This window comes from Novipirellula herctigrandis (genome assembly GCA_007859835.1).
Classification (GTDB): Bacteria; Planctomycetota; Planctomycetia; order Pirellulales; family Pirellulaceae; genus Novipirellula_A; species Novipirellula_A herctigrandis.
This window is the reverse complement of the sequence record SJPJ01000001.1, coordinates 2537926-2564629: the sequence shown is the minus strand read 5'-3', so window position 1 is coordinate 2564629 and position 26704 is coordinate 2537926. Positions and strand designations below refer to the sequence as shown.

The 26704-nt window shown below is 53.6% G+C and carries 11 protein-coding genes; 3 read left to right on the top strand and 8 right to left on the bottom strand.

Annotation, left to right across the window (positions count from 1 at the left end; all coding sequences use genetic code 11):
- Positions 1 to 19: 19 nt before the first annotated feature.
- From CA13_RS09495 to CA13_RS09460, 8 genes are all read right to left on the bottom strand, one after another.
- Positions 20 to 1408: a DUF3482 domain-containing protein gene (locus tag CA13_RS09495; RefSeq protein ID WP_419194124.1), complete on the bottom strand. Its 1389-nt coding sequence runs from the start codon at positions 1406 to 1408 to the stop codon at positions 20 to 22.
- Complete coding sequence (locus CA13_RS09490) at positions 1405 to 3933, bottom strand: DUF2868 domain-containing protein (RefSeq protein ID WP_146395828.1); 2529 nt, start codon at positions 3931 to 3933, stop codon at positions 1405 to 1407. Before CA13_RS09490 ends, CA13_RS09495 begins: the two co-directional genes overlap by 4 nt.
- Positions 3934 to 4087: 154 nt before the next feature.
- A complete protein-coding gene (locus tag CA13_RS09485) occupies positions 4088 to 5689 on the bottom strand; it encodes a P-loop NTPase family protein (RefSeq protein ID WP_419194123.1) in 1602 nt (533 codons plus the stop codon).
- Positions 5682 to 11186 (bottom strand): N-6 DNA methylase, encoded by a 5505-nt coding sequence (locus CA13_RS09480; RefSeq protein WP_146395823.1) that lies wholly within the window; start codon positions 11184 to 11186, stop codon positions 5682 to 5684. The genes CA13_RS09485 and CA13_RS09480 overlap by 8 nt, the downstream gene beginning before the upstream one ends.
- Positions 11187 to 11230: 44 nt before the next feature.
- Positions 11231 to 12454 (bottom strand): restriction endonuclease subunit S, encoded by a 1224-nt coding sequence (locus tag CA13_RS09475; protein ID WP_146395821.1) that lies wholly within the window; start codon positions 12452 to 12454, stop codon positions 11231 to 11233.
- Entirely contained in the window at positions 12451 to 14010 is a 1560-nt protein-coding gene (locus tag CA13_RS09470) for a class I SAM-dependent DNA methyltransferase (protein WP_146395819.1), read from the bottom strand. Before CA13_RS09470 ends, CA13_RS09475 begins: the two co-directional genes overlap by 4 nt.
- Positions 14011 to 14095: 85 nt before the next feature.
- Positions 14096 to 16498, bottom strand: a complete 2403-nt coding sequence (locus CA13_RS09465; RefSeq protein WP_146395817.1) for a DEAD/DEAH box helicase family protein — start codon at positions 16496 to 16498, stop codon at positions 14096 to 14098.
- A 219-nt stretch (positions 16499 to 16717) separates the two neighbouring features.
- Positions 16718 to 18256, bottom strand: a complete 1539-nt coding sequence (locus CA13_RS09460; protein WP_146395815.1) for a sigma-54 interaction domain-containing protein — start codon at positions 18254 to 18256, stop codon at positions 16718 to 16720.
- 428 nt (positions 18257 to 18684) lie between these two features.
- Between CA13_RS09460 and CA13_RS09455 the strand changes: the two genes are divergently transcribed.
- The 3 genes from CA13_RS09455 to CA13_RS09445 all read left to right on the top strand — a co-directional run bounded on the left by CA13_RS09455 (position 18685) and on the right by CA13_RS09445 (position 26690).
- Positions 18685 to 20205, top strand: coding sequence for a caspase family protein (locus CA13_RS09455; RefSeq protein WP_146395813.1), 1521 nt, complete (start codon positions 18685 to 18687; stop codon positions 20203 to 20205).
- Positions 20206 to 20328: 123 nt separating this feature from the next.
- Positions 20329 to 23406, top strand: coding sequence for a hypothetical protein (locus CA13_RS09450; RefSeq protein WP_146395811.1), 3078 nt, complete (start codon positions 20329 to 20331; stop codon positions 23404 to 23406).
- A gap of 2 nt (positions 23407 to 23408) precedes the next feature.
- Entirely contained in the window at positions 23409 to 26690 is a 3282-nt protein-coding gene (locus CA13_RS09445; RefSeq protein ID WP_146395809.1) for a DEAD/DEAH box helicase family protein, read from the top strand.
- Positions 26691 to 26704 lie beyond the last annotated feature (14 nt).

Sequence of the window (26704 nt, the reverse complement as noted above, 5' to 3'; positions counted from 1 at the left end):
ATGTTTTCTATTCGCCATTCTAGTTTTCGGAAGCCTCCTGCTGCGGATCGATTGCCCGTCTCACGCTGGTGACGAGATCGTCAAAGTCGACATGCATTCCTTCGTGCAACGCGACAATGTTTGATGCGAATTCGCTCTTGGGATCGAGTGCTTTCTTATCGAAGCGTACGTCGACGCGATGTGGGTCAGCGCGTCCTCGCGTTTTCAACGCACGAACAAGACTGATGGTCATCCCAGCTAAAAGGAACAGCAATGCCTTACTCGCGTTGATCGACTCTTTACAGCTTCCCTTATCACTCTTGTACTCGTATCCAGTTGCCAAACAGTATCCCGCAACTCCGCCAATCAACGTAGGAATACCGAAAGTTCCTCCCACCAGCATCATGTCAACGGCTAACCCGGCAGCGGCACCGGCAGCGGCAGCACCCCACTTGAGCCATGAGCTATCAAAAAGCGACATTCCAGTAATGGTGTCGGCGTCATCAACTTGGTCAGTGTCGTTTTCGATGTCGTTAAATTCAAAATGAAACCGCTTCAATATCGTCTTGATGCATTCATCCTTCATTTCAATCACGTCTATCTCGAACTGTTCTTTTAGCTCCGCCCGCTTCGCGCTTCGTGTTTTGCGATCAACACCGTATGCCGTCGGACGATGCTTCGCGACATCACGGATTAGACTTGCGATATCCGTTGCAGAATACTTCGTAGCCTCTGCCACAAAGTCCTTCCGGTAATCCACCCAGCTGGAAAGAAAATCCTGATGAAGTGTCTCCGCGGCAAGGCTCTCCATTTTCTTAAAGAGTGTGTGCTCGTCTTTCCAACGCCTGGTGTGAGCGTCAAACTTGGTGTAGGTATGAATCCCGATCTGTTGAAAGTAGTCTTGCCACGCGTCGACTTTCGCCTGCTTGTGATTTACGAAATTCAACGTGATGATTAGCGGAATACCACAACGCTGCAGGAACTCGATTTCGTCGTGGTACTGAGGATCTGTGGCTTCTTCTCGCACATCGAGCACTTGGATTACCAAGTTCGATGACTTCACGGCCTCGAGGGTGCGTAATAGACGGCGATCGTTCTCGCCTCGATTTCCAGTCAGCTTCTTAATCAGACCATCGATCTCGCGTTCCTTGGAACGCGAGTTCTTTGCTTCCCTCAATTCGTAGAGACGTTCATCAAGCAACTCAAATCCGGGCGTGTCGAGAACGTGGAACAAGGATTTACCGCTGATCGCCACGCGAGTTTCTTCAACATTGCGAGTCACGCCAGGCGCGTTGTCGACGACTCCGAACGAAGCGTCTTCAACGAGCGTCCGGATCGTCGATGTCTTTCCGTGGTTCGTATGGCCGACAACGCAAATGCGAAGTGGGTTTTTCTTCAATTCCTTGAGTTGGTTAAATCGAAACGTCACCGTATTGTTCTCCTCACTTCGTCCAGGTTGCACTTAAACGCCAGAAGCACGCCGTCAACCTCGGATTTATCCGCCGTCTCCAACTCACCAAGTTGCTCTGTCTGTTTTCCAATTTGATCAGTGATGAATTGCTCCGAACTGCCTTGGAATTCAAGGATCAGAATTCTCAGTATCAACATCTGCAAAACGGAGGATGTGTTGATCTGTAGACAGCCAGCGACGTCGTCCGAATCCTCTGATTTTTCGCCAGTTGATATTCTGGTCTTTAACCATTGCCCCACACCGCCACCGGTGACAGCAGAGACCAAGGCCGAGCCTGCCACGAATGGAGCAAGAAGCGGGGCAACGGCGGGTGCCGACAGCGCTAAAGCCACGCCGCCACCGAGGCACAATGATGCTCCAGCTATTGCCCCTGACCCAATCCATCGCGGCGACAGCGACTTCATGAATTCACCGATTTTCGCAAACTGCTCCAGCTGTTCTGGTAAGACACCGGGCGGAAGTTCGACGTTCTTGACAACCTGTTTGAGCGAGTCATTGCATGCCTTTGAATCGAAGAACCGTCGAAGCTCTATGCGTTCTTCTTGGTAGATCGAGTCGATTTTGTCCATTGCAGTCGTGGCGAACTCATCCCAACTCCCAGATGCTGACGGTTCATCGAACATCCTTCCAAATCCGATTCGCAACCAACTGACGCCGGCCATGTATTTGCCGGCCATGCGCCTAACTGCTTCCCCGCTATTTTCGGCAGGCGGCCCTGCGATCAACGAGCGGCATGTATCGATGCCTGACGAGGTCGATAAGTCAACATCGTGAACGCGATTGGACGATACACCACACTGGACGCATGCGGTTCGCCACTGTTCGATGCGGCTCTGAAATAGCTTGAGATCATTCTCCAACCGCTCGCGTGCTTTCGCCCCGTCAGACAAAACGACATCGATACGTTCTGCGTCCGCTTCAGAATCGTCGCAACAGAGATCGACAACCGAATCCAAGAACTCGACTAGATTTTGCGCAGGCACGTCTAACAAGGAAAAAACGAAGACCAGCCGGTGGCACCGATTCTCAGACAATCGCTTCTTGAACTCACCGCGGTCTCTGGCACTTCGTAGGACGCCGCCATCGGCCAATCGGCTGTCGCTCAATGCAAGTTCCGAAACTATTCTCGAAAAGCCTGGGTTTCCTCCTACAGCGACAATCCCGGTAGATCGACTGCTGGATCGCAAAGAGTCCACCGCTCCAACTTGCGCCGTTGTACTTACATCGGTTTCGACATTTGACGGAACGGCATTGGGTAGTTCTTTTTCGCGTGCAAGATCAGGGACAGTGTTGGTGAGATCCTGGGTCTCGGATTCTGAGTCGCTATGTCGATGAATCGTTTCAGTCGCAATCGGAGGATCGAGAATATTGTCGACTATTCTTCTGCACTCTTTCTCAGTTGGCTTTGGAACAAAGTCGCGGCGAAAGTAGCAAGTCATTCCAAATGAGACGACTGCGACAACCAATCGAGGGAAAAACACATAAGTAAAGACGAGAGCGAGTAAAAATCTCGACCACTCGACTCGAAAGCCCTGCGTCAAACGGGCAGCAAGCGATTCAGCCGCCTCTGCCTCGGTGGGGTTATCCTCAGTCGACGAGCCTGTCACGTTTTTGCTTTTCGCCGTTGCCGGCTTGGGCGGAACCCAGGTGCCACCGGCCCACGCAATCGCGTCTTCGCTGGGTATCTGTGTGCCGGTCAGCCAATGCACCGGCGACGCAACGTGCTGTATCTTCGTCTGCCGACTTTCGATGTGCGAAGTCGAGTCTTGGTAGAAGAAGTCGATTCTCTTGGTGGACAGGTGAAAGTAGACCGATCCCCAAATCACCAATGCAACGACTAGAAAATACAAATTTGCAATGAACACTGCCCCAGCGGAGCCAAAGTAGGAATGCGACGCGACCACCTCCTCAAAGCTGGTGACGGCATTCGGGTCAGCGTCTTCGATCAAACCCAGTCGCATTGCGAGCTTGCACCAAATTCGGCGAATCGTCCGAAAGGATCTGATCACCACGGTCGCCATCCCAGTTCTCTGTCGATGTTGCGATCTGTGGATCACCAAAAAGAGCAGCGAGATCACCGGAAAGACGATAGGAAGTGCCGTCAGGGCAACTAGCCAGAAGATTGCTAGAACGCTCGCAGTACCTTTTTCAACATCGAAGAAACTTGATGCGATCGCCAAACCCGCAGCAAACGCGATCACAGACAGGACGAATAAGACTACGGCGGCAACACCCGTGGCATGCAAAAACTGCTCTTGAATCGACTTCTCACCTACGCCGAGCCTTTCCTTGCAGAACAGCTTGGCTCTTTCTGCAAGTAATTTCGCGAAGTACCGCGGCGAATCGTGTCGGTAGGCTTCCGTAACTTCGCTCCGGACCGCTGTGTCTATGTTGGGATCAAAGTCGGAATAGCTGGGTTGCTTTCGCATCACCTGGATCATTGCCAGTTCAGTGTTCGACAAGCGATGCGTTGGTCGTGACATGGTTTGAGCTTACGGACGATGGTGATGACAAATCGGCTTACAAATTCAAGACGTTTCTGCACTTGGAATTTTCGTTTAGCGACTGTAAACATAATTAATTTTGCAGTCGAACAACTGGCATGTCGCTTGCGTGAAACGCCTCAAAGGCTGGTGTCTATGGAGGCGAGAGCTCATGTGACAAACAGCCGAGCAGTTCGATGCACAACAGCAACGCTGATGCTGCGACGCCGACGGGCATCTGTTGACCGTCAGTGTGTTCGGTTCGATTGCGGAACGAATGGATCGCGTTGAGCAGCACATAGGTGTCTTTGGAAATGCATCGCGAGAGTGGACTAAAATCCTTGCGGGATCCAGTCAAACGCTCGAGGATCAGAATCTGCTGCAAACGATCAGTTGGGATCGTCCAGTCATTATTGTCCATGCGATCTTTTACCGTTCGATCGCGATCGCCCGGCGACAAAGTCCATGCCGAAATCACGTCGGCGGGAAGTTGGCTATTGGGTTCACCTTCGACTTGCCAAACAGTATCCAACGAAAGCTCTTCGATTCGCGTCAGATTGTTCAGACAGTCATCCGGGTCCGATGGAAGATGACTGATGGATTGTGTGACCAACCGGTGAAGCCTCGCGTTAATCGGTCGTTTGATTTGAGACAACCGCAGTTCAAGCAATTCACGGATGTTAGATTCGTAGTCGTTGGTGCTGCCAAAGCTGCGTTTGATGCCACCGCCTTGGCCCTTCGCTGATTGAATGTGTTGCTGCATCAGAGTGCATGATGGCTTTAACTTCGATCCCGAACCGATCGCGAAAGCCTGGCCCGTTAGTGAATCCTGCACTTCACGCGAGACCTTTCTCGTTTCAATCTCACCAGATTCGACGATCGCCAGATACGTCGACTTTGCATCGGCGGTGCAGCAACTCCACAACTTCGCCATGAAGTCCGCAAGTGATTGGCCGACATTTTTGGCGGCGGCGCTCACGTGAGTGTTGTCAAATTCGGTCACCGAGTCTGCATGCAACTCGTTCAGAAGCGACAAGAACAAGACTGGATGCCCGCCAGTCCAATTCCCCAATTCCTTCTCGCCACCTCGTTGTGGCTGGAACCCGCCTTTGGCGAGTGCGGCTTGGCAGTCATCGGAATCGAACGGTCCAATCCGAACTGGGTTGACGTCGAACATATTCCAAAACGGGCTATCTTCGACCTGTTTGTCGGCAGCCAGTTCCGACTGTTTCGCGCGTGCGGCAGTGATGATCTTATGTTTCTTGCCGTTGAACAGGTCCCGCAGGTTCCCAAAGAGCGTTCCAGTGAGTTGACCTTGGCTCAGCGGTTTATCGAACCCATCCCACACCATCAAAATCGAATCGCCCTCCATCTGAATTAGGTCCATCACCTCCTTCAGCGTCAGAAAAGTCTTGTCTTCCGCAAGCTCGCTTCGATGCTCGCTGTATTTCACTGGATCAACACCAAGCGTCTCATGAAGCTGGTCGCAAAGATCAGCGATGAATGCTTCGTCGGACTGTGGCGGATGGAAGCCCAACTCCCAGTAGAGAACCAGCGAGAAAGGCGAATCATCACCGTTGGCCCGTTCTACAAGTGCCTTCAACAAAACCGTCTTACCGATGTAGCGCGGGCCAACAATCGATAAATTGCTCGGCGTCGTCTTGCTAATGTCGCCCCAAATGCGATCCATCAACCGTTCGCGTCCAAGCATCGGTATATCTTCAGTTCCAAGAATAGGAAACAATCGCTCAGTCATTATCATCAGTCTCCAATAGGTTTTTTAGATCAGCAACGGAGTTCTGCTGACTATTCCGGAATTCGTCATTCACTTCTGCTGCGGCCATCGACCGAAGTATGTCCTTGTCTTGATGCTTATCGATCCACCGTCCCACCATGGGGACTGCTAGTTTGAAACTCGCGACCGAGTGCTCATTGTCGGACATCTCTACTATGCCGTCTTCGTAGAGCATCAAGATGTCGGCAAGAAGACCTGCGGCGGGTACTTCAATTCCGAGTTGTTCGTATCGGGCTTTGATATCGACAAGAACTGCGGGATTCGCCTTTTTGCATTCGTTCCATATCAAGGCGAGAATGAATCGAGAGTTGTTCGACCCAAGCGACTTCCAAGTGTTCTCGAAAAACTGGGTTTGTTCACAAAGCTCATCGATGGCGTTTTCAACATGGAAAAGCTGAACTCGGTTGAGCTTGTTCTTAATGGCGTTCTCGAAAATCTGATTGCCAAGCAACTGCAACAGGTACGGCTCACCGCCAGACGACTGGACAGCTAATTCCAATGCTGCAGCGTCGTACTTGAAGACACCCTGTGCCGGTTCGGACAGCAGACCCGATGCGACCTTAGACGAAAGTCGCCCAAGTTTAATCCGAGAGACAGATTTGAGCAGAGCATTGATTTGGGAATCGGAATCACCTTCACGAACTCCGTCGCCCACGAAGAGCACGGCAAACCCATCTAACTTTCGGGTCATCGATTCGAGCGAGCGAAGGAAGCAGACATTTCGACCGCCAATGGATTCCTTATCTTCTGCAAGACGGACATCATCCAGAGTCAGCAGCAGCCGCTTTCCCTCGTTCTCAAATACTGCGACTGCACGTTCAACCAATTGTTGAAAATTCAAGTTGATATTTCCGTCGCCCATCGCGGAGCGAACGGCTTTCTGGTGACCGATTGCTTTTCCGCGATTGATCGTCTTTCCATCTGGCAATTCAAACGTGTCGACGAAATTCAAAACCGTACTTACGATTGAATACGCTATTGATTCCGTTGGTTCGAGTTCATCGGGCCAATGAATTCCGCAATACGCGGGCACCCAGTCAACCAAGCTGGGTGATTGCTGCAGTTGAAATAGTATCGAAGTCTTCCCTATTCGGCGTGGTCCTTCCAGCATAAGAAGCCGGTGACCATTCGAGAGTAGTTGCGCAATAGTATCGAGTGTCTCATTGCGACCAACGAATAACTCTTCAGAACCTGAACGAAGCGGATTACCTGTCTGATAGGGCGATTCGGTTAGCGCCGATTCAACGTCGCCGCGTGCGCGACTCCTGAGCACCTCGTAGTCTTGTTGCAAATCCAGCCACTGACCCATCATCGGAATGGCAAGCGTGTAAGACGCACCGCCTGATTCACTGTTCAGATCGATGAGTTCGAGTTCACGGAGATACTCAAGATCTTCCATCAGTGTTTCTTCGCGAACCTCCACTCCTGCTTGTTCGAGCTTCGCTTGGATCGCTCCAAGTCTCATCGGGTCACTTCCATTCCGTTCCTGCCACAAAACGATTAGCAGGAACCGGCGGCGATCGCACTCCGTGTAGTCCCACAGACTCGCAAAATGTTCATTGTCTTCGACCAGGGCTTCGGCGGCCTGATCCACGTGGTCGATGGTGATTGAACGGAGCTTTGATTGTGCAGCGATATCAAAGATTCGATTGCACAAGCACTGCAACAGATATGGTTGCCCGGCAGTGAGTTCGTAGCAGCGATCCACAGCAGGCGTCGCGAATGCTAATTGACCCTTGACGGGTTCAACAATCAGACGTGATGCAGCTGGCTTTGGCAACGAAGAAACGCCAAGACGCGTTCCCAATCCAAACAATGCGGACCAGTACTCTTCACGCATTCGCTTTAGGCGTCTCGAACCGGTGAGAATTGCCGAGAAACGGGGAAGCGACTGCACCAAGAATCGAATGTTCTCCGGAACCTGCGGCGAGGTGACTCCTTTGTCGATGCCCTCCTGTAACTTGTCGAATTCATCAAGCATCAACAGGATGCCTAGATTCTGGCTGGAGAGGGCGTCGAGAATCATCTCTACGTATTCACGGAAGTCTTGAAATGGAGCATCGTCACTGATTCCCTTTCGCAGCGATCTGCTGATGCCCATTTTTCGATTTTCATCCAGAATCGTTCCATCCGGTAGCACCGCCGATCCGTTGAGTTTCCGAACACTTTGGACAAGCTCGTAAGCAATTGCGCGGAACACATCGGCGGTCGGTATTCCGCCTTTGCTGTCGCCTTCGGCACCTTGCAAACTGCAATAGACACCCATCCATCCAGGGATAGCGGTCGTTCCCTCTAAGTGCCACAGAACAGATGATTTTCCTGCCCGTCGATTTCCTTCCAACAATACAACGTTGCCACTGTCGATTACCATCCGGCGGATTTGTTTCAGCAATTCCTCGCGACCGAAGAACACTTCGCCACGCTCCGGTTTCACTGGGTCGCCACAGATATATGGGCTACCCCCAGATCGCGTCGTCAATTCCGACTGATCAACAGCATCGTTGACACTCGGCGCATCAAAATCGATGGCCAATTCTCGGGCTTCGCGAAATGAAGTTCCAGCGATCGTTCTGCCCGACCAACTAAGAACAACGTCGGGGCTTGTCCATTGCAGCGCCGTTAACTGATCATCCGAGTACCACTGATTACTACCGCTGAAGTCGATCTCGATCGATGAGCCAGGGCCAACAAAGGGGAAACGCGATCCTTGCTTGGGAGTCAATGGCGGTTTGAACTCAAAATCCAAGTCATGCAGCGGTAGCTTGCCAGCATTTGTGATGCGAACCGATACCTTCATGGTTTCGCGATCTACGAAGCTCGCGTCGACCACATCCACAACCAATTTCACCGCGCTGATCAGATTGGAGAGATGCCAGGTGATTCGCGACGATAGTTCTTCTGTCAGCTCACGAGCTCTTTGCTCATTCGGCAGGCTTCCTTGAATCTTATCGAGCGCGGCGCCAAGCCCAATCTTGGTTGACTGCAGCAAACTATAGATCGCGGCCGTGTCGGGAATTGCGGTAACGCGTTCCAGTGGATCGACGGCCATCTGAAACACGATAGCCCATGGGACCAATGGACTCTGCTTTGTTAACTCCTCAATCCCCTCGGCACTTGAGCCTACATCTAGCCAACACCCCAAACACATCTTCTCAATGCCTGCGGCGTAGTTAACCGGACCTTCGATGTGAATCTCGTCGGAGTAATCAGGCACGTAATGTCGGTCGCAACTCTCGCACAGTTTGATCGGAAACCGGGATCGTGCGATCGACTCAACATCTTCCAGGAAGCTCGCCAGTTTATCCGACTGCTCCATGGAGTCGACGATTCGCAAGTTCAACACGACCCACTCGCTCAGCTCCGTCGGCAGCGCGTCCGATTGGTCTTCACTGACCAGCTCTGCCAAATAGGTCAGGGCGTCAACGCCAAACTTGCGACACTCCTCCGCGACACGCTGTTGGATTTGCAGCGGCGGCACTGGGACGGGAAGCGTTCTTACAACGCCGATCGCCAAATGCCGCGCCGCCGACCCTCTGGCGTGATCGTCAAACCAAGCGTTCGCCTCGGCGCTTTGTAGGTAGGCCAACAGAAAGTGTGGATCAAGCTGGCCAGCGTTGGGTCGCAACACGAAGAACCCGCTTGATGCGATCGCACCGACCGCCCCGTTTCGGACAATGCCAGCCTTGCCGATCGTGCCGGACTTGGAAAGTAGCAAGTCACCTGAACGCAACTTCCATTCAGGTTTGAGCTGTTCCGCGTGAGCAGGGTCTACGAACGACGATCCGCTAGCGGCGACTCCCTTGCTGACATCACCGATGCGGACATAAGGCACCATTGCATCGAGTCTCTGGTCGACGCCGCGTTCTCTGGCTAGTTCTTCTACCTGTTTACGCGGCAACTTCCATGACGCGCCGTCACGAAAGCCTTGCAATTCGCCTTTTTCTCTGAGCTCGACGACGACCTCGGAATCGACGGCCAACAGGCTCGCGGATTGTCCTACAGTCAAATATGTCGCGTTCGCATCTGCCAGCAAGTCGGCAGATCGAATGTTGCGACCGCCTCGAACGTCACAACATTCATCCAAAGTCGTGATCCGAACATCGTCGGGCAACGAGTCGAGAATCTGCTGCAAACCGCTTTGGTCGCGGCGACGGGGGGTTAGGTCATAGCTGGTCGCACGCAGCGTTTCGATGTCGACATCCCACGTTTCGTCCGATCCGCGGTCGTACTTCTCAGGATTGCGAATCAGCATCTCCGTCATTGAGGACAGAAACAACTCCGGCAGCATTTCAGGAAGATTCGACTTTGCTTTCGGAAATCCCGCCTTCTGGAAAAACTTGGTCGGATTCACCATGCGAACGGTGCGAGTCGTTCCGCCACGACGCAGTACCAGCAAGCTGAAGTCAACGGATGAATGGGAAGCGAGAAGACTCGGCGGCATGGCGACAACCGCTTCGAGTGTATTTTCAAGCAGTAGCCATTCACGCAGTTCGACTCCACGTCCGCTACGAAACAGCACACTCGCGGGAACCGCAATTACGGCTCGTCCGTCGGGACGCAACTGCGATAGGGCATGTTGAATGAACAACGATGTGGAATCGTTCAGTTGAATCGGCAGATGATCGAGTCCATGCAAGTCGACTTTGCCGCCCCAGGGCGGATTGGCCAGGACGATGTCGAAACCCTCGGTGCCGGGGTTGCTGACGGGGACTCGCTCCAGGCTGTTGCCCAGTTCTAGCTTCGGGTCAATCACGCCAGAAAGCACCAATCGGGTCAGGCCGATCAAGTAAGCGTGTGGCTTTGACTCGACGCCAGCAATCCGCAGCGGTTGTGCGCCCGATTGATACGACTGCTCATCCGCGGTCTTGCGACCATGATCGCCGACGTGCTCCAGCGCCGCGGTCAGCAGACCAGCGCTGCCAAAGCAAGGATCGTAGGCCGATTCACCGAACTTCGGTTCCGCTAATCCGGCCATTAACTTGGTCAGCAAAGGCGGCGAGGAATGTTGATTGGCTTCGCGTCCCGAGGTTTTGGCGAGGACTTGATCCAGCAGATCGCGTAGTTTCAAGCGATCGCTGGGCGTTTCAAACGGTTGGTTGGCCAGCCATCGAACCAGGATCGACAACGCTTCGCCGTCGAGCACTTGCAGCGGCTCGAGTCCGCTGGCGGCGCGGCTCAGTTGGGTCGCCAACGGATCATCGCGACGGTTAGTGAGCCTCCCAAGTATGAACGGCATTTCACCAAACACATCCGCCAGTTGCTCCGGCGAGCTATCGCACCAGTTGCGCCAACGACAATGATCCGGCACGACGGGTTCGTAGTTCAAGTCCTCGAACGCCGCGATCGCTTCGCGTTCGGCGTCTTCAAAGTCGGCCCATCGCAAGAATAACAGCGCAGCGAGCGTCAGCCCGATATCCGATTTCCGGATCGGCGTTTTCTTTTGGAGGTGTTCGATCACCTGCCAAATCGACCGCTGTGTAGAGATTTCAAACTCGGCGATGGCTACAGTTCTCCCGCAAAAGCTTTCCGAAGGATGGCGTCGCGAAGGGCGGATTCCTGTGACGACGTTTCGGTATGCGCTACTTGAAGAGCAGAGACCGTTGACTGGCGAGATTCCAATTCCTCAACAACCTCGTCCTGCACGCTCAGCGGCGGTGTCGGTACCGCGATACTTCGCAAGTTTGTCGAGTTGATGTTGTATTGGCCGGCAGATGTCCGACGACGCTGATCCAGCTCGACCCGACCACGTGTGCTATTGAGAAAGAAGGCCAGAAATTCCGGACGCATCTTCTGAGTATCAAGACGAACACGAATCAGATATGAAGCGAACGCATATGTATCATTGGTGCCCCCGTCAAAAACAGCGCATCTACCAACGAGATCACGACTTCCATTTGTCCGCACAAAGAGCAAGTCGCCCTGTCTAAGAGCGAGTTTTTCTAAATCGCTATTTGACAGTCCGCAGTATTTAAGATTGCAAAAATTGACGAATCCTCTCGCAACGTTAGGAATTCTCAATACTGGCGTATTGGTTTCATCGTAGTCACACTTCGAGGAAGTGCCGTACCGAGTTTCCAATGCAAGTTCACCAATTTCGGCGGTCTTGTAGCTAGCCTCCAAACTGACAAATGTTTCGTTCAGCATTGATGGAAGTAACGCATCACCCTCCTTTATTAAGTTTTCTCTCAGAATTGCAATTTCTTCAACTTGGCTAAGACACTCAGTAACCCTACGAACAATTCGATGCTGCTCCGTCTTGGGCGGAAGTGGGAGGACCCCATTCTTAAACTCAGAGATCTTTAAGTTGCGAAGCCCAGAGGTCGTTCGCTGAGCTCCGAAGACCTGCTCTTTAAATTGTGGCGACTGAAGTGCAAGGTAAAGGTATTCGGAGTCTATGCGGGTGCGGTCCGCACGTAGGCAGCGAATGAAGTTTGAGCAAACATAATCCTCATCCCCTTCGTGATCGAATAGGACGCTTGCTCCTACTAGGTGAGCGCTTCCGCTACTCTTGTTCACTAAAATATCGCCAGCCAACAACTTTTTGCGAGCGACTGTGTCGCGGGAGAGCACCCGACGCGAAGCAGTTGACAGATCAAGTCGTCCGCCACGCATATTGGTGCTGCGAATGACGGGCGTTCCCTCATTAGCCTCCGCTTCCTTTCCCCACGTTCCGTCGAAGTCGGTGGCAAGCAATTCGGACAGCGCAACATTCTCCCGGTCATTCATTGTGAAGTCTCCAGAATCCCAGCTAATTCGTCGAGCAATTCGATGATTCGCTCTTCCTTCGCTCGAATCGACTGCACTAGTTCCAGTGCGGGGCGATGCTCAAAATCGTCGCTGCGATTCGGATTCTTTGCTGATATGTCATACCCGTTTTCAATAATCTCTTTTGCGGACAGCGACCACGAATGATCGCTGTCTTTTTGCTTCGGCTGTAACTTCAAAAATTCGGGAAGTTGGTTGCCGTCGATTGGGCGACGGGTTTGCTTCAACTCGAATCCGTCGTTAGTCAGCTCGTAGAACCAAACCTTCTTGGTGCCTAGTTTGCCGGAGGGAATGTCTTCGGTCGGACGATCGAAGAACAACACATTGGTCTTCACACCGGTGTAGGGCAGAAAGCAACCAGCCGGTAGCGATAGGATCGTGTGCAGGTTGAACTGCTCCAGCAATTCTTGCCGCACCTTTTGATCCGGGCCGCCACGGAACGAAACCCCCTCGGGCAAGATCACCGCGGCGCGGCCACCTTTGCCGAGGTTGCGCATGATGTGTTGTAGGAACAAACATTCCGTCGCCGCCGAGCGGACGCGGAAGTTGGTTTGCAGCTCCGACGCCATCTTGCCTCCGTACGGCGGATTGGAAAGGATCACGTCGTAACGGTCCTTCTCACTGACGTTTTGGTTGTGCAGTTCCAGCGTGTTGCCCAGTTCCAAATTCGCCGACTCAATCCCGTGCAGGATCATATTCATCGTGCCTAGCAAATACGTCAGCGGCTTGATTTCCAAACCGTAAAACGTGGCGTTTTGCAGTTTCTCCAGATCTTTGCCGCTGAGCTGCTTTCCTTTCCCTCCGCGGACCGATTCCCGCATATAGTCGGCCGCTTCGCCCAAGAATCCGCTTGTGCCGAAGCAGGGGTCGTAAACTCGATCGCCGACTTGCGGACTGACGACCTCGACCATCGCGCGGATGATGTGTCGCTGGGTGTAGAACTCGCCGGCGTACCCGGCACTGTCGGCCGCGACGCGTTTGAGCAAGTCTTCGTAGATTTCCGAAAGCACATGCACGTCGGTTTCGCTACTGAATTCCAGCTTGTCGACTTGTTGGACGACGCGGGCAAACGAGGCACCGCGTCGGCTGTAGTTGCGGACGTTGTCAAAGATGCGACGAAATCGCTCGGCCAACGGATCGTCACCAAGTCCTTTCTTGGGATCGGGACTGGTTAGTTTGATCCAAAGCTTGCCATCGACAAATTCCAACATCTCGTCGGGCCGATCGGTTTTGGAAGCCCACGACGACCAAGCGAACGGCCCCGACAATCGCCGCTCGTAAGGCGTATCGTCAAACGCGGCTTCCTCCTCACGCCGCGTTTCCGCTTCGTCGAATGCCTTGAGGAAGAACAACCACGCAAGTTGTTCGACGTAGTTGCGTGCATCAACGCCCTCGCTGTTGAGCTGGTCGCAAGCGTTCTTGACGATTTGCTGGACTTCCTGGCGACGATGGTCAACGGTACTAGTCGCCTTGCCGGCTGACGCGGCTTTCTTCTTGGTTGCTTTTTTCTTTGCCATGTATTTCGTATCAGTGAATTTGTCTTGATGTGTGATTGCTTCCAGCCTGTCTTCAATCGTTCCGAGGCCGAAAGTGTGTGCGCGTCTACTTCGCCATTTCGACGTACAGGTGTTTCTTGACGGCTTCCAGGTCCGACTTCAGCTTGGGTGCGCCGCCATAACGCTTTGCCAACGATTGGAAGCTGCCAAATTGATCGACAAACTGAGGAGCCGAATAGGTTCGGGCTTGTTCGAGATCGTCGATCCCGAACAGTGAGTAGTGGTCTAGTGCAGTGCGCCAGAAGTCCATCTTCCAAAGGTCGCCGTTGTCTTCGGGTCGTTCCGCCGCCAAACTGAAGTCGTTGTTGCCCAGTGCAATATTTGCATCGTTGGGCTTTGGTAGCACGACGCCGAATTGCGATTCATACCACTGGTCGTCTTGTTCCCAGAATCGGGTGACGCGATCGGTGCGGGTCGGCACCTGAGTCAGCTCGAAGCCGATCTTGGCCAACACGTCGACATCGTCGGTATCGGGCAGGTCGAAGTAGTGTCGGAACGCGGACGTGTAGATGTCCTGGTCGCCCAGTTCCTCACGCAATTCCTGACGGCTGTTTTTGTCGATCCAAATGTCCAGCAACCCGGTCAAACTGCCGGTCGAAACATTTTGGATGAACTCGCGAGACTTCTCGGCATACTCGTCAAACGGCATCCATTGGCCATCGCCGAACGAGATGCTTCGATTCGTTTCCGACATCACCACATGGACGTTCTCTGCAACCGGTTTCGGGGTTTCCGGATCTTCGTCGTCGCCCGCGGGCGTTTTGGGCTTCGGTTTGGACTGCGAGAGCTTCCCCGACTGCTTGTTGGCGGGGTGCCCATCGAATTCGGCATCCTCGAGTGCGCTGGCACCGGAGTAGTCGAAGATTGTGAAGTAGCGTTTGTTGACGTCTTCGCACAACCGCGTGCCGCGCCCCTTCATCTGCTTGTAAAGGATCGAGCTTTTGATCGGTCGCACGAAGACGATGTTCTTGACATCGGGCGCGTCGAATCCGGTGGTCAGCAGATCGACGGTGACGGCAACTCGAGGTTTTCCGTTGCCGACGATGGCAAAGTTGCGCTCGAGCTGATGACTGTTCCGCTCGCTGCGGGTGATTCGGGCGGCGTAGCTCGGATCGCCTGAGAGACGACGAAGCTCGGCGGCCATCTTGGAGGCATGGGTATCGTTGACGCAAAAGATGATGGTCTTTTCGTCCCGCAGATCGTATTTGCCGAAGACGTCCCACAGGTCTTTGGCGATCGCCTCAGTGCGGGTGGGGACGATGATATCTCGCTCGAAATTCTTGGTTTCGTAGCGTGTCCCGTCTTCAGCGGTGTAGCCGTCTTTGTCGATATTGGTGACACGTTCTTCCAGCAGATACGGCACAAGGTAACCGTCGTCGATCGCACGTTTTAGGCTGTACGTGAAGATCGGCTCGCCGAAGTAGTGATACGTTTCGCGACGCTGCTCCTCAGGCGTAAGCGGGCGACGCTGCTTCTTGGATTCGTCATCCTCTTCAAATTCGCGGGGAGTGGCGGTCAGGCCCAATTGTAGTGCGCTGCCGAAATGCTCGAGCACGCCAAACCAGTCACCGAAACCGCTACGGTGGCATTCGTCTATGATGACCAGATCGAAGAAATCGGCATCGTAGTGCTCGTAGACCTTCTTGCCATCCAAGTCCTCGTCGAGGTTCTGGTAGTTGGCAAAGAAGAGTTTGCCGACTTGATGCTTGCCGTCTTTGACGGTCGCTTTGTCAATCTTGACGCGTTCATTGGAATCGAACGCACTGAAAGCACGGTATGCCTGATCTTTCAAGCTGTTGCGATCGGTCAAGAACAAGACGTTTTGTCGCTGGAGCGTGCCGCCGTTGATCAGTTTCCAAATCAACTGGAACACGGTGAACGTCTTGCCTGTGCCGGTCGCCATCAACAGCAGGGCGCGGTCGGTGCCTTGGGCGAATTCCCACAACGTCTTGGCGATCGCCATCTCTTGGTAGGGGCGAATCTTCTTTCGCGTGACTTGATCAACGTGAAAGCTGGCGGCGAACGCGCCTTCCCAACGGTCCCAGTCGATGCTGACGCCCATTCGGGCAACCAGTTCTTCTGGCGTCGGTGGAGCACTGAGTGTTTCGTAGTCTCCGGTTTGATTATCTGTCAGAATCCAATCGTGTCCGTTGGACGCGATCGAGAAGCGGATCATCAGACGGTTTGCATAACGTGATCCTTGCTGGACCGCATTTTCGGCAGGCACTGATTCTGCCTTCGCTTCCAGCACGGCAAGCGGAACGCCGCGGTAGCGAAGCAAGTAGTCAGCAATGATTGCCTGCGTCGAATCGTACATTGATTCGGCGCTGTCACCGCTGAAGTTCACACGGCCGGGACCGATGCGAAGTTCACGCTGGATTTCCCAACCCGCTGTTTCAAGCTTAGGGTCGATCAGTTGTTGGCGGGTTTCCCGTTCGTTGAGTGGCATGGGTTCAGGTTTCCGAAACGCAGTTTTGCAAATTGAATTGGCGCTGGCCGATTATTGGTCGGGCGATCCAGTTGTGAATTCGATGCGTTTGGGTGAGCCGCATCCTCCCTTGAACTTGATTGGGTTGTTGAGTCGTGCTCGATTGAGCGTTGCTGGGGGCATAAAGCACGAGGTGTGCCAAACGCGTTTCTGTTCGTAAAGTTTGTTTCGCCATGACGCTCACTTCGACTCCGTTTCTTTCTCGAACTCGACGTCCAGCCGCTCCAGTTGAGCGGACAGCGTCTGATAGTTTTTGTAACCAAGTAGCTTGGCCGCTTTGGTGACTTTGCCGTCCGCCTCCAGCATCGCTCGACGCAGGAAATGCCGCTGAATATCAATTAAATGCGACTCCAACACGAAGTCGCCACCGAGCGGAATGTTCATGGCGTCGTCACTCTTGGCCGAGGGAAACTCTGCGACCGCCGCGGCGATGTCTTGGGGCTTGAGGGCCTTTCCATCGGCCATCATCGAGGCTTGGACGAGGGCGTTGGAAAGTTCGCGAACGTTGCCGGGCCAGGGATATCGTTGCATAAACTGAATTGTGTCAGCAGAAATGGATTTGTCCTGATAGGACGTGCCGCCCTGCTTTTTGAGACGCGAGTTGATGCCCACCAGCAGTGATTTCGCTATTTGGGTGATGTCCTTGCTTCGCTGGCGCAGTGGTGGCAGCTTGAGTGTGACAATCGACAGCCGGTACATCAGGTCATCGCGAAACTCGCCAGCGGTGATCGCGGCGGACAAGTCTTTGTTGGTGGCCGCAATGATGCGGACGTCAACGACCCTGTCTTTGGTCGCGCCAACGGGACGGAAAACACTTTGACACGGACCTTCGCCGGGCGGCGGTTGCAGCGCACGCAGCAACTTGGCCTGCATCGCTAGGTCGCAATCACCGACTTCATCGAGAAAGAGCGTTCCGCCATCGGCCTCTTCAAACGCTCCCTTGCGGTCCTTATCAGCTCCAGTGAAAGCGCCTTTTACGTGGCCAAAGAGCTCCGATTCAAGCAACTCTCTCGAAATCGCTGCACAGTTGATGGAGACGATTTTTTGGTTACCGCGGTGACTGGCTTTGTGAATCGCCTCGGCGAACAATTCCTTGCCAGTGCCACTTTCGCCAAGGATCAACACGGGCACATCGTGAATCGCAGCACGCTGTGCACGGCCCACCGCAGCCTTGATGGCTTCGCTCTCACCCACAATCGACTCGAAACCGCTGACTTCCTGCGGCGTTCGCGTTGCCAGGTGTTGCCAATAGCGGTCGGGTTCTCGCAGCAAACCCGGCAACACATCGGTCGTGATATCGAATGGGATCTCCGTTTTTGAAACCGCACCGTTGTAGGTCTGGTACATCGTCGCAGGATACTGGCTCTTGCCGAGCAGAATCCAAATTGCCGCCATTGCCGGCGTGCCCGGACTGAGATGAAAAACGAGCTCGTCGTCTTTCTTGCGTTGCAGCCGTTCAAGAATCGGTCGGACTGTATCCAGTATTTCGCCGTGGTGCGACGGATTCGTCAGCTCGACCGCATGGAGAACTGGTTTGCACCCCAGCCATGTCGCGAACTCTTTGCTTGCCGCTGGCGAGTAGTCACTGAGTAGATGCACTTCATCAAAGGACTCGTGATCCAAGAGCGTCTTCGCTGGGCCGATCCCGGCCTGTGCGTCACCCTCGCCGACGATCTTACGAACCGATTTGGATTTTTGCGCAGGCGCAGATGCGGCCATTGCTTTCAGGTCGGTTCGACCAATCCAAGATACAAGTATTCGCTTCACTGCCAGTTCCGCCACTGCGTTTGTGTTTTGACAACCGGAATTGTATTGCAGCCGCTCCTGGCTTCATAGATAGCGTCCGAATGACAGTAGTTCTTGATGGCGGGGGAAGTTTTTCATGCCGCAAAACACAGCTTATATGGCTGTTCTTCTCGCTTTCTATCGTTCATTGGCATCAGAGGTGCGTTAGCTCTCCCGTGTCAACATCCTCATGCGTTCAAGGAGACAGTCATGATTGTGAAGGAATTCATTTGCCAACGTTGTGGCCACCGGTTTGTGGTTGAACTTCTCGACCGAAAAGACCCAGACGAACGCGATCGTCTGGGTTCACCGGTTTGCTGCCCGAAATGTCGTAGTCAATTCGTCGAGGTAACAGGGCGGTAATGAAGAAGAAATCAACCTCGCGCGGTGCGAAGCAATCTGCGTTGATCGTCGGTGTTGGAAACTATGCTCCCGAAGTTGGCAAGCTGCCCGCTGTGGCCAACGATGTCCGGGCAATGGGTGATCTGCTCGCATCTCGCAAAGGCATGTTCACGAAGGCGACAACAAAAGTCTTGCTAAATAGCCAAGCGAAACGTGGATCGGTATTAAACCAACTCAAATCTCTGTTTCAGAATGCTCCGGCTGAAGGGACGGTGTTCGCGTACTTGGCAGGCCACGGGATGGTGTTGGGCAACGAGTACTTTTATCTGCCGTACGACTACGATCGAAGTCAACCGAAGCTGTCGTCTGTTCCGCTGGCAGAGCTGAAAGCCATGTTCGATGCCACCACGGCAAATCGAGCGTTCCTGTGGCTGGACTGCTGTCATGCCGGAGGTGTTTTGCGTCGGCGGAGTGGCCCAGACGAAACAACAATTATCAACAGAACACTCAAGGCTGTGAAAGGCACCGGCAAGGTGATCGTGGCCGCATGCAAGCCGGATCAATCGGCCTACGAAGATTCGGGAATTGGTCATGGTCTTTTCACGGATGCTCTCGTTCGCGGACTGAGAGGTGAGGCGAAAACGACATCAGGCGAGGTGACAGCGGGATCGCTGTACGACTTTATTGACCAGTGCGTAACGCATCCAAGTCAGCAGCCAATGTTCTTTGGTGAACAAACGGGCCGAATCGTGCTGATGAACCACGGGCCACGAAAAGCCGCCAGTGGGGCGTCTTCAAAACCTAGCAAAGCATCCAAATCGAGCAAAAAGAATCCGACAGCGGTGCGAGCCAAAGGCACTTGGGTCATGCTTGGTGAAGACTTTCATTTGGCCAGTAAAGTTCGCTCCCATTCCGATGGCAGCATCGACTTGACGCTCACTCCGCACTCTCCGGAATCCGAAGCGAGAATCGTTTCCCTGAAACCGAGAGGCTTCAGCCACCGAGGCAAAATCCGTTATGCCGCTGACAAAGACGCCTGTGACGTCGAAGTGCTTGAGGTGGTCAATGAAATTGAACGTGGAAAGCCTTGCTATACCGTTCGCTTGAAGTCAGGTGAGCAGACGACAAACCAAATGATGGAGATGTCGGTACAAGGCCTTAGCCCAGATGAGATTGCGCAGCGCAGAATCGGTCGATTGCTATTCAACGACCCACCATCGACATCGAGCTCTGGCTACGGTGAAGAACAGTTCATCGAAAATGCGATCTCAGGAAGTTTCAGTGACGTGAAGATCGACGGTAGCGTGATCCAAGAAATCTATCGGTTACATGGTGAATCATCTGACTGGCGAAGTTTCGCAAGGCTCAAAGCGATTTCAATGATGAAGGCAAGTTGCGCTATCGAACACGTGCTTGAGTTAACAATTGGCCCGGTTCGAGCAAGCCGCGTCAAAGTGTCCTTTCGAGGCGTGCGCCCGCAGCGATACGCCAACCAAGAACCAACATCAATCCGTTTGGATGGCTACTGCCGCCTTGAATGAATAGCTTGCACAACATCGCCGCAATTCACTCGCTAGAATCTCCTCTGTAGAGGTAGGAGCCAATTGCGTTCAATCGAATACTCAAACAACAGATCACTGGAAATATCGGGTAGAGGGGCAACTTTGAAAGCTTTGCGAGAATCGCACGAAAGGCTCGCTGAGCACTTTGGGAATCAACGATCGGCCGAACAGAACGCGGTTGCGCCTACCTATTTTGGGGACCATGGTCTTGCTGCCGACGAACGTGAGACGCTATGCGGATTAGTTCGCAGTGGGCTTCAGTGCAAACGGCTTGACTCATTCGATTGGTCGTCGGCGTATCTTCCGCTGCTGGTTTGTGCTGTCGAGGTTGGTTACGAGTACCAAGGGAACGGCACTGATTTTTGGCCAAGGTTGGAGGAAAAGGTTGGCCATGCTTTTGACGTCGATGATCGAGTTCGCTTGTCAAGTTGGTTCGCCAAGGCGAGTGCACGCTATGGCGGCGTAGCGCCGGGCGAAAGCGACTGGGAAAAGGCCTTTTGCCACATCGCCTGGCCCATCACGCATGCGGTCGCAGCCAAGGACATCCGCCGGCCATTCGCGGATTGTCTGCGCCGTTTTCGACGTGATGTGACGAATGAGGCACTCAAGGACGAAACCATCGTTTCTGATCTGGCAAAGATTTCGACGCCGGTTGGATCGCGGCGTTTCCGAACTTGGTTGGACCGGCCGGCTGTTGTTGCAGGGATCGTTCGCGATCTACTCGGCGGAAAGCCGTTAGACGATGCAGGACTGTTTTCAAAATCGTTCCGTGATCGGCTGATTACAGATCTCAGAAATGAGCCAGAGATTCGTCGAGCGGTTCGCCAGGTCGAGACGGGGCGAAAGACGAAGCCGAGGAATCTTGAAGGAAAAAGCGAAGCTACCAAGGCGGCTGAAGTACGGTTTGGCGAGTTCTTTTTGCGGCAAGACGAGAACGGCGGTTTCGAGTTTTGTGGTGAGATGCCGGAATTGCCGAAGTCCGTTCAGCGTTCACTCAAGCCGATACGTGGTCGATGGAAGGTGCGACCTTGGGGGCACCCAGGTGCCAATCCGATTCCGTCCGACTGCTTGCGTTCAACTCGTGGGCATTTCTTGGTCAGCTTCAGCTACGTCGCACGGACCGATGCCGAAACAGCTTTCTTTACTGGCCTTGAAGAACTATCGCTTGATGATGACGCGAAAGGTTGGCTCGAAAGCGTCCGATTTCCGGCGGCGGAAATGCTGGCGTTTCCGCCGATGGATCTGAGCGACGACACTTCTCACTGCATTGGTTCACGTACGCCACATCGCGGAAAGATATGGGTATTAGCACGACGGAGTGTCGTTCAGTCGCGTAGGTCCGCAGAGGATGAATCGCATTGCCGGCATGTTGGTGACGTCGATGGTGGCGAAATCTACGAATTTGAGGCGGACAACGCGGAAGTGCGCCAGTGGTTGGGTTGGCCGCCCGCGAGTGTTGCGTCGGAAAAAGTTGAGGCCTCCTTCTCTTGGCTTCGACCTTCGCCCGTGTCAATCGACTCCAAGAATCAGCCGGTTTACACAACGGATGACGAGATCGGTGTGTCGGTGATCGGAGACGAACCGGTCCAGGTGGTCTTGCGTCGAGGACAAACTGAACTGGCGAGAGAATTGGTGTCATCGGTCGCAACATTATCAATCGAGTCCAAGGGAGCCTACGAACTGGTTGTCCTTCGAGGAGACCAAGAGCTTGAATCGTTTTCGTTTGTTATTGTCGATGAAAAGGGCGACGGCTTTATTGAGCCAGACCCCGAAACGCCTTGGCATGCGGTTGTCTCGCACGTTGATGCCGGCGAAACGGAGCTGTCCCGAAAAGATTTGTTTAACCGCCGTCTGAACCTGGACATCATCGGCGACCGTGGCATTGAGAATCTTAGTGCCAAGATGACCCTGTCACCGGGTGACGCTTCGGTCACGGTTCGGTTGGACCGCATTCCGACGCGTCTCGCTGCGAATCATCCGGTTTGGGACGAACTTTCTCAGCAGTTGACAGCTGCGGTCTTGAAGTCGCCTTGTGATCTTTCACTGAGCGTCGAAATCGAGGGATTATCGCACGACACATGGCTTCTTGAAGCGGAACTACAGACGCTTTGGTGGGAACACGACGAAGACGGTATTCCCCTGGCCGTCAGCGACGATGGGCCATTTGAAGTTCGCCGGCAATGTGTCATCAACGGTACGTGGATTGACGAACCAACGAAGGGCGATCCGTTCATTTCGATCGCGTTGGACCGGGACGGCAACGAATTGCACTTCGATGCCCGCGTGGGCGTCCATGGCGATTCGCGGCTGCAGCGTCAGCTTTTGTCGCCGAAGCGTCTTCTCAGGCAGATGGATGATGTTGGCGACAACGCGGGTCTGCGATCCATCACTCAAAGGTATTTGCAGCTTTCATCCGCAAGCAGTTCGTCGCTAACGGCAGAATTCAATCGCGTCGGAGCTGCCCAAGCAATTCGGGCCTGGATTCTGCACAGCGTTTGCGGCCCTAACTGGATTCACAAGCAACGCGAGTTTTGCAAAATCGAATCAGCAAACCCAGTCGAAATTTGGTGGGAGTGTCAGTCAAAACGAAATGATCTGCTTCAACCACCATCGGAGGACGAACGCTCCTTACCTGATTCGCTGCCGGCGATTGTTCTTGCGGAGTTTGACCAAGTTCTTCCCGATTCTTGGTGGGACGGTTCCATTTCCGAAATCGAAGCAGACGATGCTGAACCGCTTGATTCGATCTTTCAGTATTTGATTGATGACGACACCGTCATGGTGGATGCCGAAGCCTTGACTACATCTCTTCGACACGCGAATCAGCGTCTCTGTGGTGCTCATTTGGCTGATCTACTTATTCCCGCCGATTCTGGCGACGAATTGCTGGCGTGGCACGTGTCGGAAATGAGCATCACGGATTGTGCTTCGGACTTGCACAGTTGGATACGTCGTTCATTGGGTCGCGGACGAGGTCGACAAACATGGGCGACCAGTGAATTGCAAACCTGGTTGAATCTCCTGATTTATCCCGAACGATTACGAAAACAACCCTGGGAAACCGTGTTAGAGAAATTGTTACATGACCGTCCGGTGGCACGCGCGGGAGCGTTTGTTGCCTGGCGATTAGAACAGAACGCTCGGTTGAATACAGCTCAGACGATCAAGGAGGCGACGTAGACATGCCGGAAATCGAAGACCTTGAATTGCTGATGCACGGCGTACAGGCGCTGCGGCGGCGAGTCGAACAGCTATCCTGCCCAATCAGCGGTGCATCTGGCATTCGCGCCCAGTTCTATCCCCATCAAGTCCAAAATGTACAGCGAATTCTTTCATCCGCTCGGATACACCATCTGATCGCGGATGAAGTGGGAATGGGAAAGACGATTCAAGCGTTGATGGTTGCGAACGCCCTTAGGCTACAGATCGGAAAGCTGCGAGTTCGCATCGTTGTGCCGCGAGCAGAATTGCAGAGCCAGTGGATCGAGGAGATTGCGTGGCGGGCACAATGCACAGCTGAGCTGGGCGATGAGATGGTCGGCGAGGATTGGTTTGACGTTGTCGATGATTCGGCCATGGTGAAGCCCTCGGAGACACTTTCACCTGATACGTTTGACTTGCTGATCCTTGATGAGCCGCAAAGCCTGAAGCAGGACACGCTTCGTTTCGTCGCTGCAAACTCGGCCGACTTCCCGCGTCTGCTGTTGTTAACGGCTTCGCCGAACTTGCGCGACATGCGAAGATTCCTTGAGTTGCTTCAAATCCTCGAGCCAGAACGGATCGAGCGAGCCCGCAGAGAAGCCGATGGAGACGCTAACCACGAGGACTTGGATTGGACCCGTTCGCGCATTGGTGACTTAAGCGACGCTGCTCTTCGGCTTGTGCAACAACAGTTTGAAAATCACAGCGCAAACGTAACAAACGGCACTCTGGATACGGCTATCGTTCCCGAAGGCGTTTCCGAGCAATATTCATCGTTCGCTGAGTTTCGTCGCGTTCGAGTGCTGGCGGATACACGATGGAAGTACCGCAATGTCCTCCGATCGTATCGCACGGATTTCCCAGACCATCTGCCGCGTCGCCATCCGAAGCGAATGATCGTCGAACCGACCAACGCAGAGCGGGACCGAATGCGTGCAGCGTCAAGTTACGTTGGCGAATTCCTTGAAGAGCATCACGAACCCCAGCATCTGCAGGCGGCGTCTTCATTGCTCCAGCGATCGTCCCTAGGTGGTCAAAGCCTTCAGGACCGATTGACTCGTTTGCGTCGTGGGGAAGCAGAGCATGAGCCGCGTTTGGTGAAGATGAGCGAGCTTTCAAGGCGTGAGAATGCGGATTCGCGTTTGGATTGCCTGGTCGATTGGTTGGTGCGTTTCTGGCAGGAAGACCCAACGCGTAAAGTCGTCTTGGCTGCCGAGGACAATGTAACGGTAGAGGAGCTGGCTGATGAACTGTCTTGGCGAGTGCCGCGTGTTGGCCCGCGTGAGCGGCGAGTCAGACTGAAAACCGTCATTGCGACCGATGACCGGCGTGTGTCCGATGATGGAGACGAAGAACTCGACTCGCAAACTCTACGCAATCTGGCGGGATCGAAACTACGAGAATTCGAGGAGTCCGATGCTCAGCTCTTGATCGCACATCATGCGTATCGTCAGTCCTACAACTTGCAGGCCGCCGACGCACTCATTTTCTATTCGCTTCCGTGGAAGCCGGAGGATGTTGACCAGTGGATTGGCCGCGTCGATCGACTCGGTCGTGAATTCGTCGACCCCGAACGGCCCAATAGCCGTCCAAAGCCTATTCGTATTTTGACACTTCATCGGCAGGGTGATCCGACGATCGGCGTCCAAGAGGTCCTAGATGAATACCGCATCTTTGAAACGGCGATCGACCCGGAACGCCGATTGCTGGAGGAAATCTCAACAAGCATTAATGCCAAAACCTTACCGGAGGCAATCTCGACCGGCACAGGTGCAGGCCAGATGCTATTCGAGTTCGATACGGAAGGCGATGAAGTTGAGGATGTCCCCAGACGATCAGGCAGGGAAAAGGAAACTGCCGTGCCATCGGGTTCTCGCTGGACCGTAGAAAATGCGATCAGACTTCATCAGCAAGTTGCTCGCCGAAAGGATCTCGGTCCAATCCTTCGGCAAAACCGTTCTCTTGGTTACGTAACATCACCTAGCGAAGAAGCATTGTCGCGATGGGTCAACATGCTGCGCAACCACAAGTGGATCAACATCGTTACGTTCAGGGGCGAAAAACAAGCTGATGGAAGGCGAAGCCGAACTTTCTACACGCTTGGGCAAAGCAAAACGGCGAAACTGAAGCTGGATTCCGTTCAAGACAAAAAGCACCCTTTCCCGCCGTTCTTTATCGCTCGCGGGAATATCCAACGTCCGCCCCGAATTGAGGTTGAAACCGGCACTGATCACGACGGAAATCTGCGACACGAGACGCTGCAATTTCTGTCCTTCGGGTCACCACTGCATAAGGACCTCGTCCAAACGTTTGAGCGAGCGGGAAAGAATGCGGAACCGCTTGGAATGACCGTCTATGCATTGGGCCAACGACATTATCCCAAAGGAACCGAGCTTGATCGCGGCAGCTACCTGTGTGGTGTGGGGTTCGTCGATCCGGCTGCAGAGTACGACAGTGCTAATATCACAGAAGTTTTGCTTCACGACCTGCCCGAAAAATCCGGAACCCGACGCGAGTTCATGCGAGGCCGAGTACTAGCGAACCTAAAGGCTGGCTTGGAGTCAGACGAACGATTCGTGCGTCTTCAGCGACCGCCGTTCTTGGCGTCCTTGGCTTGGCGATTAGGGCAAGGCAATCGAATGGAACCTTGCGATGAGCAAATCGCTGCGGATCTCTTTGGTGCCGATTGGCACAAGAAGGAACGCCCAAACATCCAAAACAAACCACTGCCAGCCGACTACATCAAGCAACTGCCATCGTTTTGTATTGGTCAGATCGCACAAACAACAAAATCGACTTGGGCCATTGGACTCGATGCCGCAATCGAGGCGTTTGAAGAGCGCTCGGAGGTAATACGGATTGAGTCTGAAGACCGTCTGCTTGCGTTGCGAGCAGCAGTCCACGAGATCGAGAATGAAATCGCGCAACGAGAAGAAAACGCTTCGGAGGCAAATCAGCAAGCCATTGCGGCCAACTACCGACCTCGATTGCTTCAATTTCTAGAAGAGTTGCAATTGACCGAGCGAAGTCGTGACATGCGTTTACAACTTCTCGAGCGAAGTCTCGACCACCTCAGCAATCCTGGCCAAGCGAAGGTCGTTTTGCAATGCACGGCAGTAATTGAGATGGAAGATGACCCCGTGCCGATTCCCGAGGAATCTGTTGACGGTGATGAGGCAAGCCCGACGGCAAGCGAGTTTGCTACGGCGTCGCCGCCTCAACAAGAATCAACCACCACCGACAAACCAAATAAACCTCGGTAAGGAAACCTCCACGC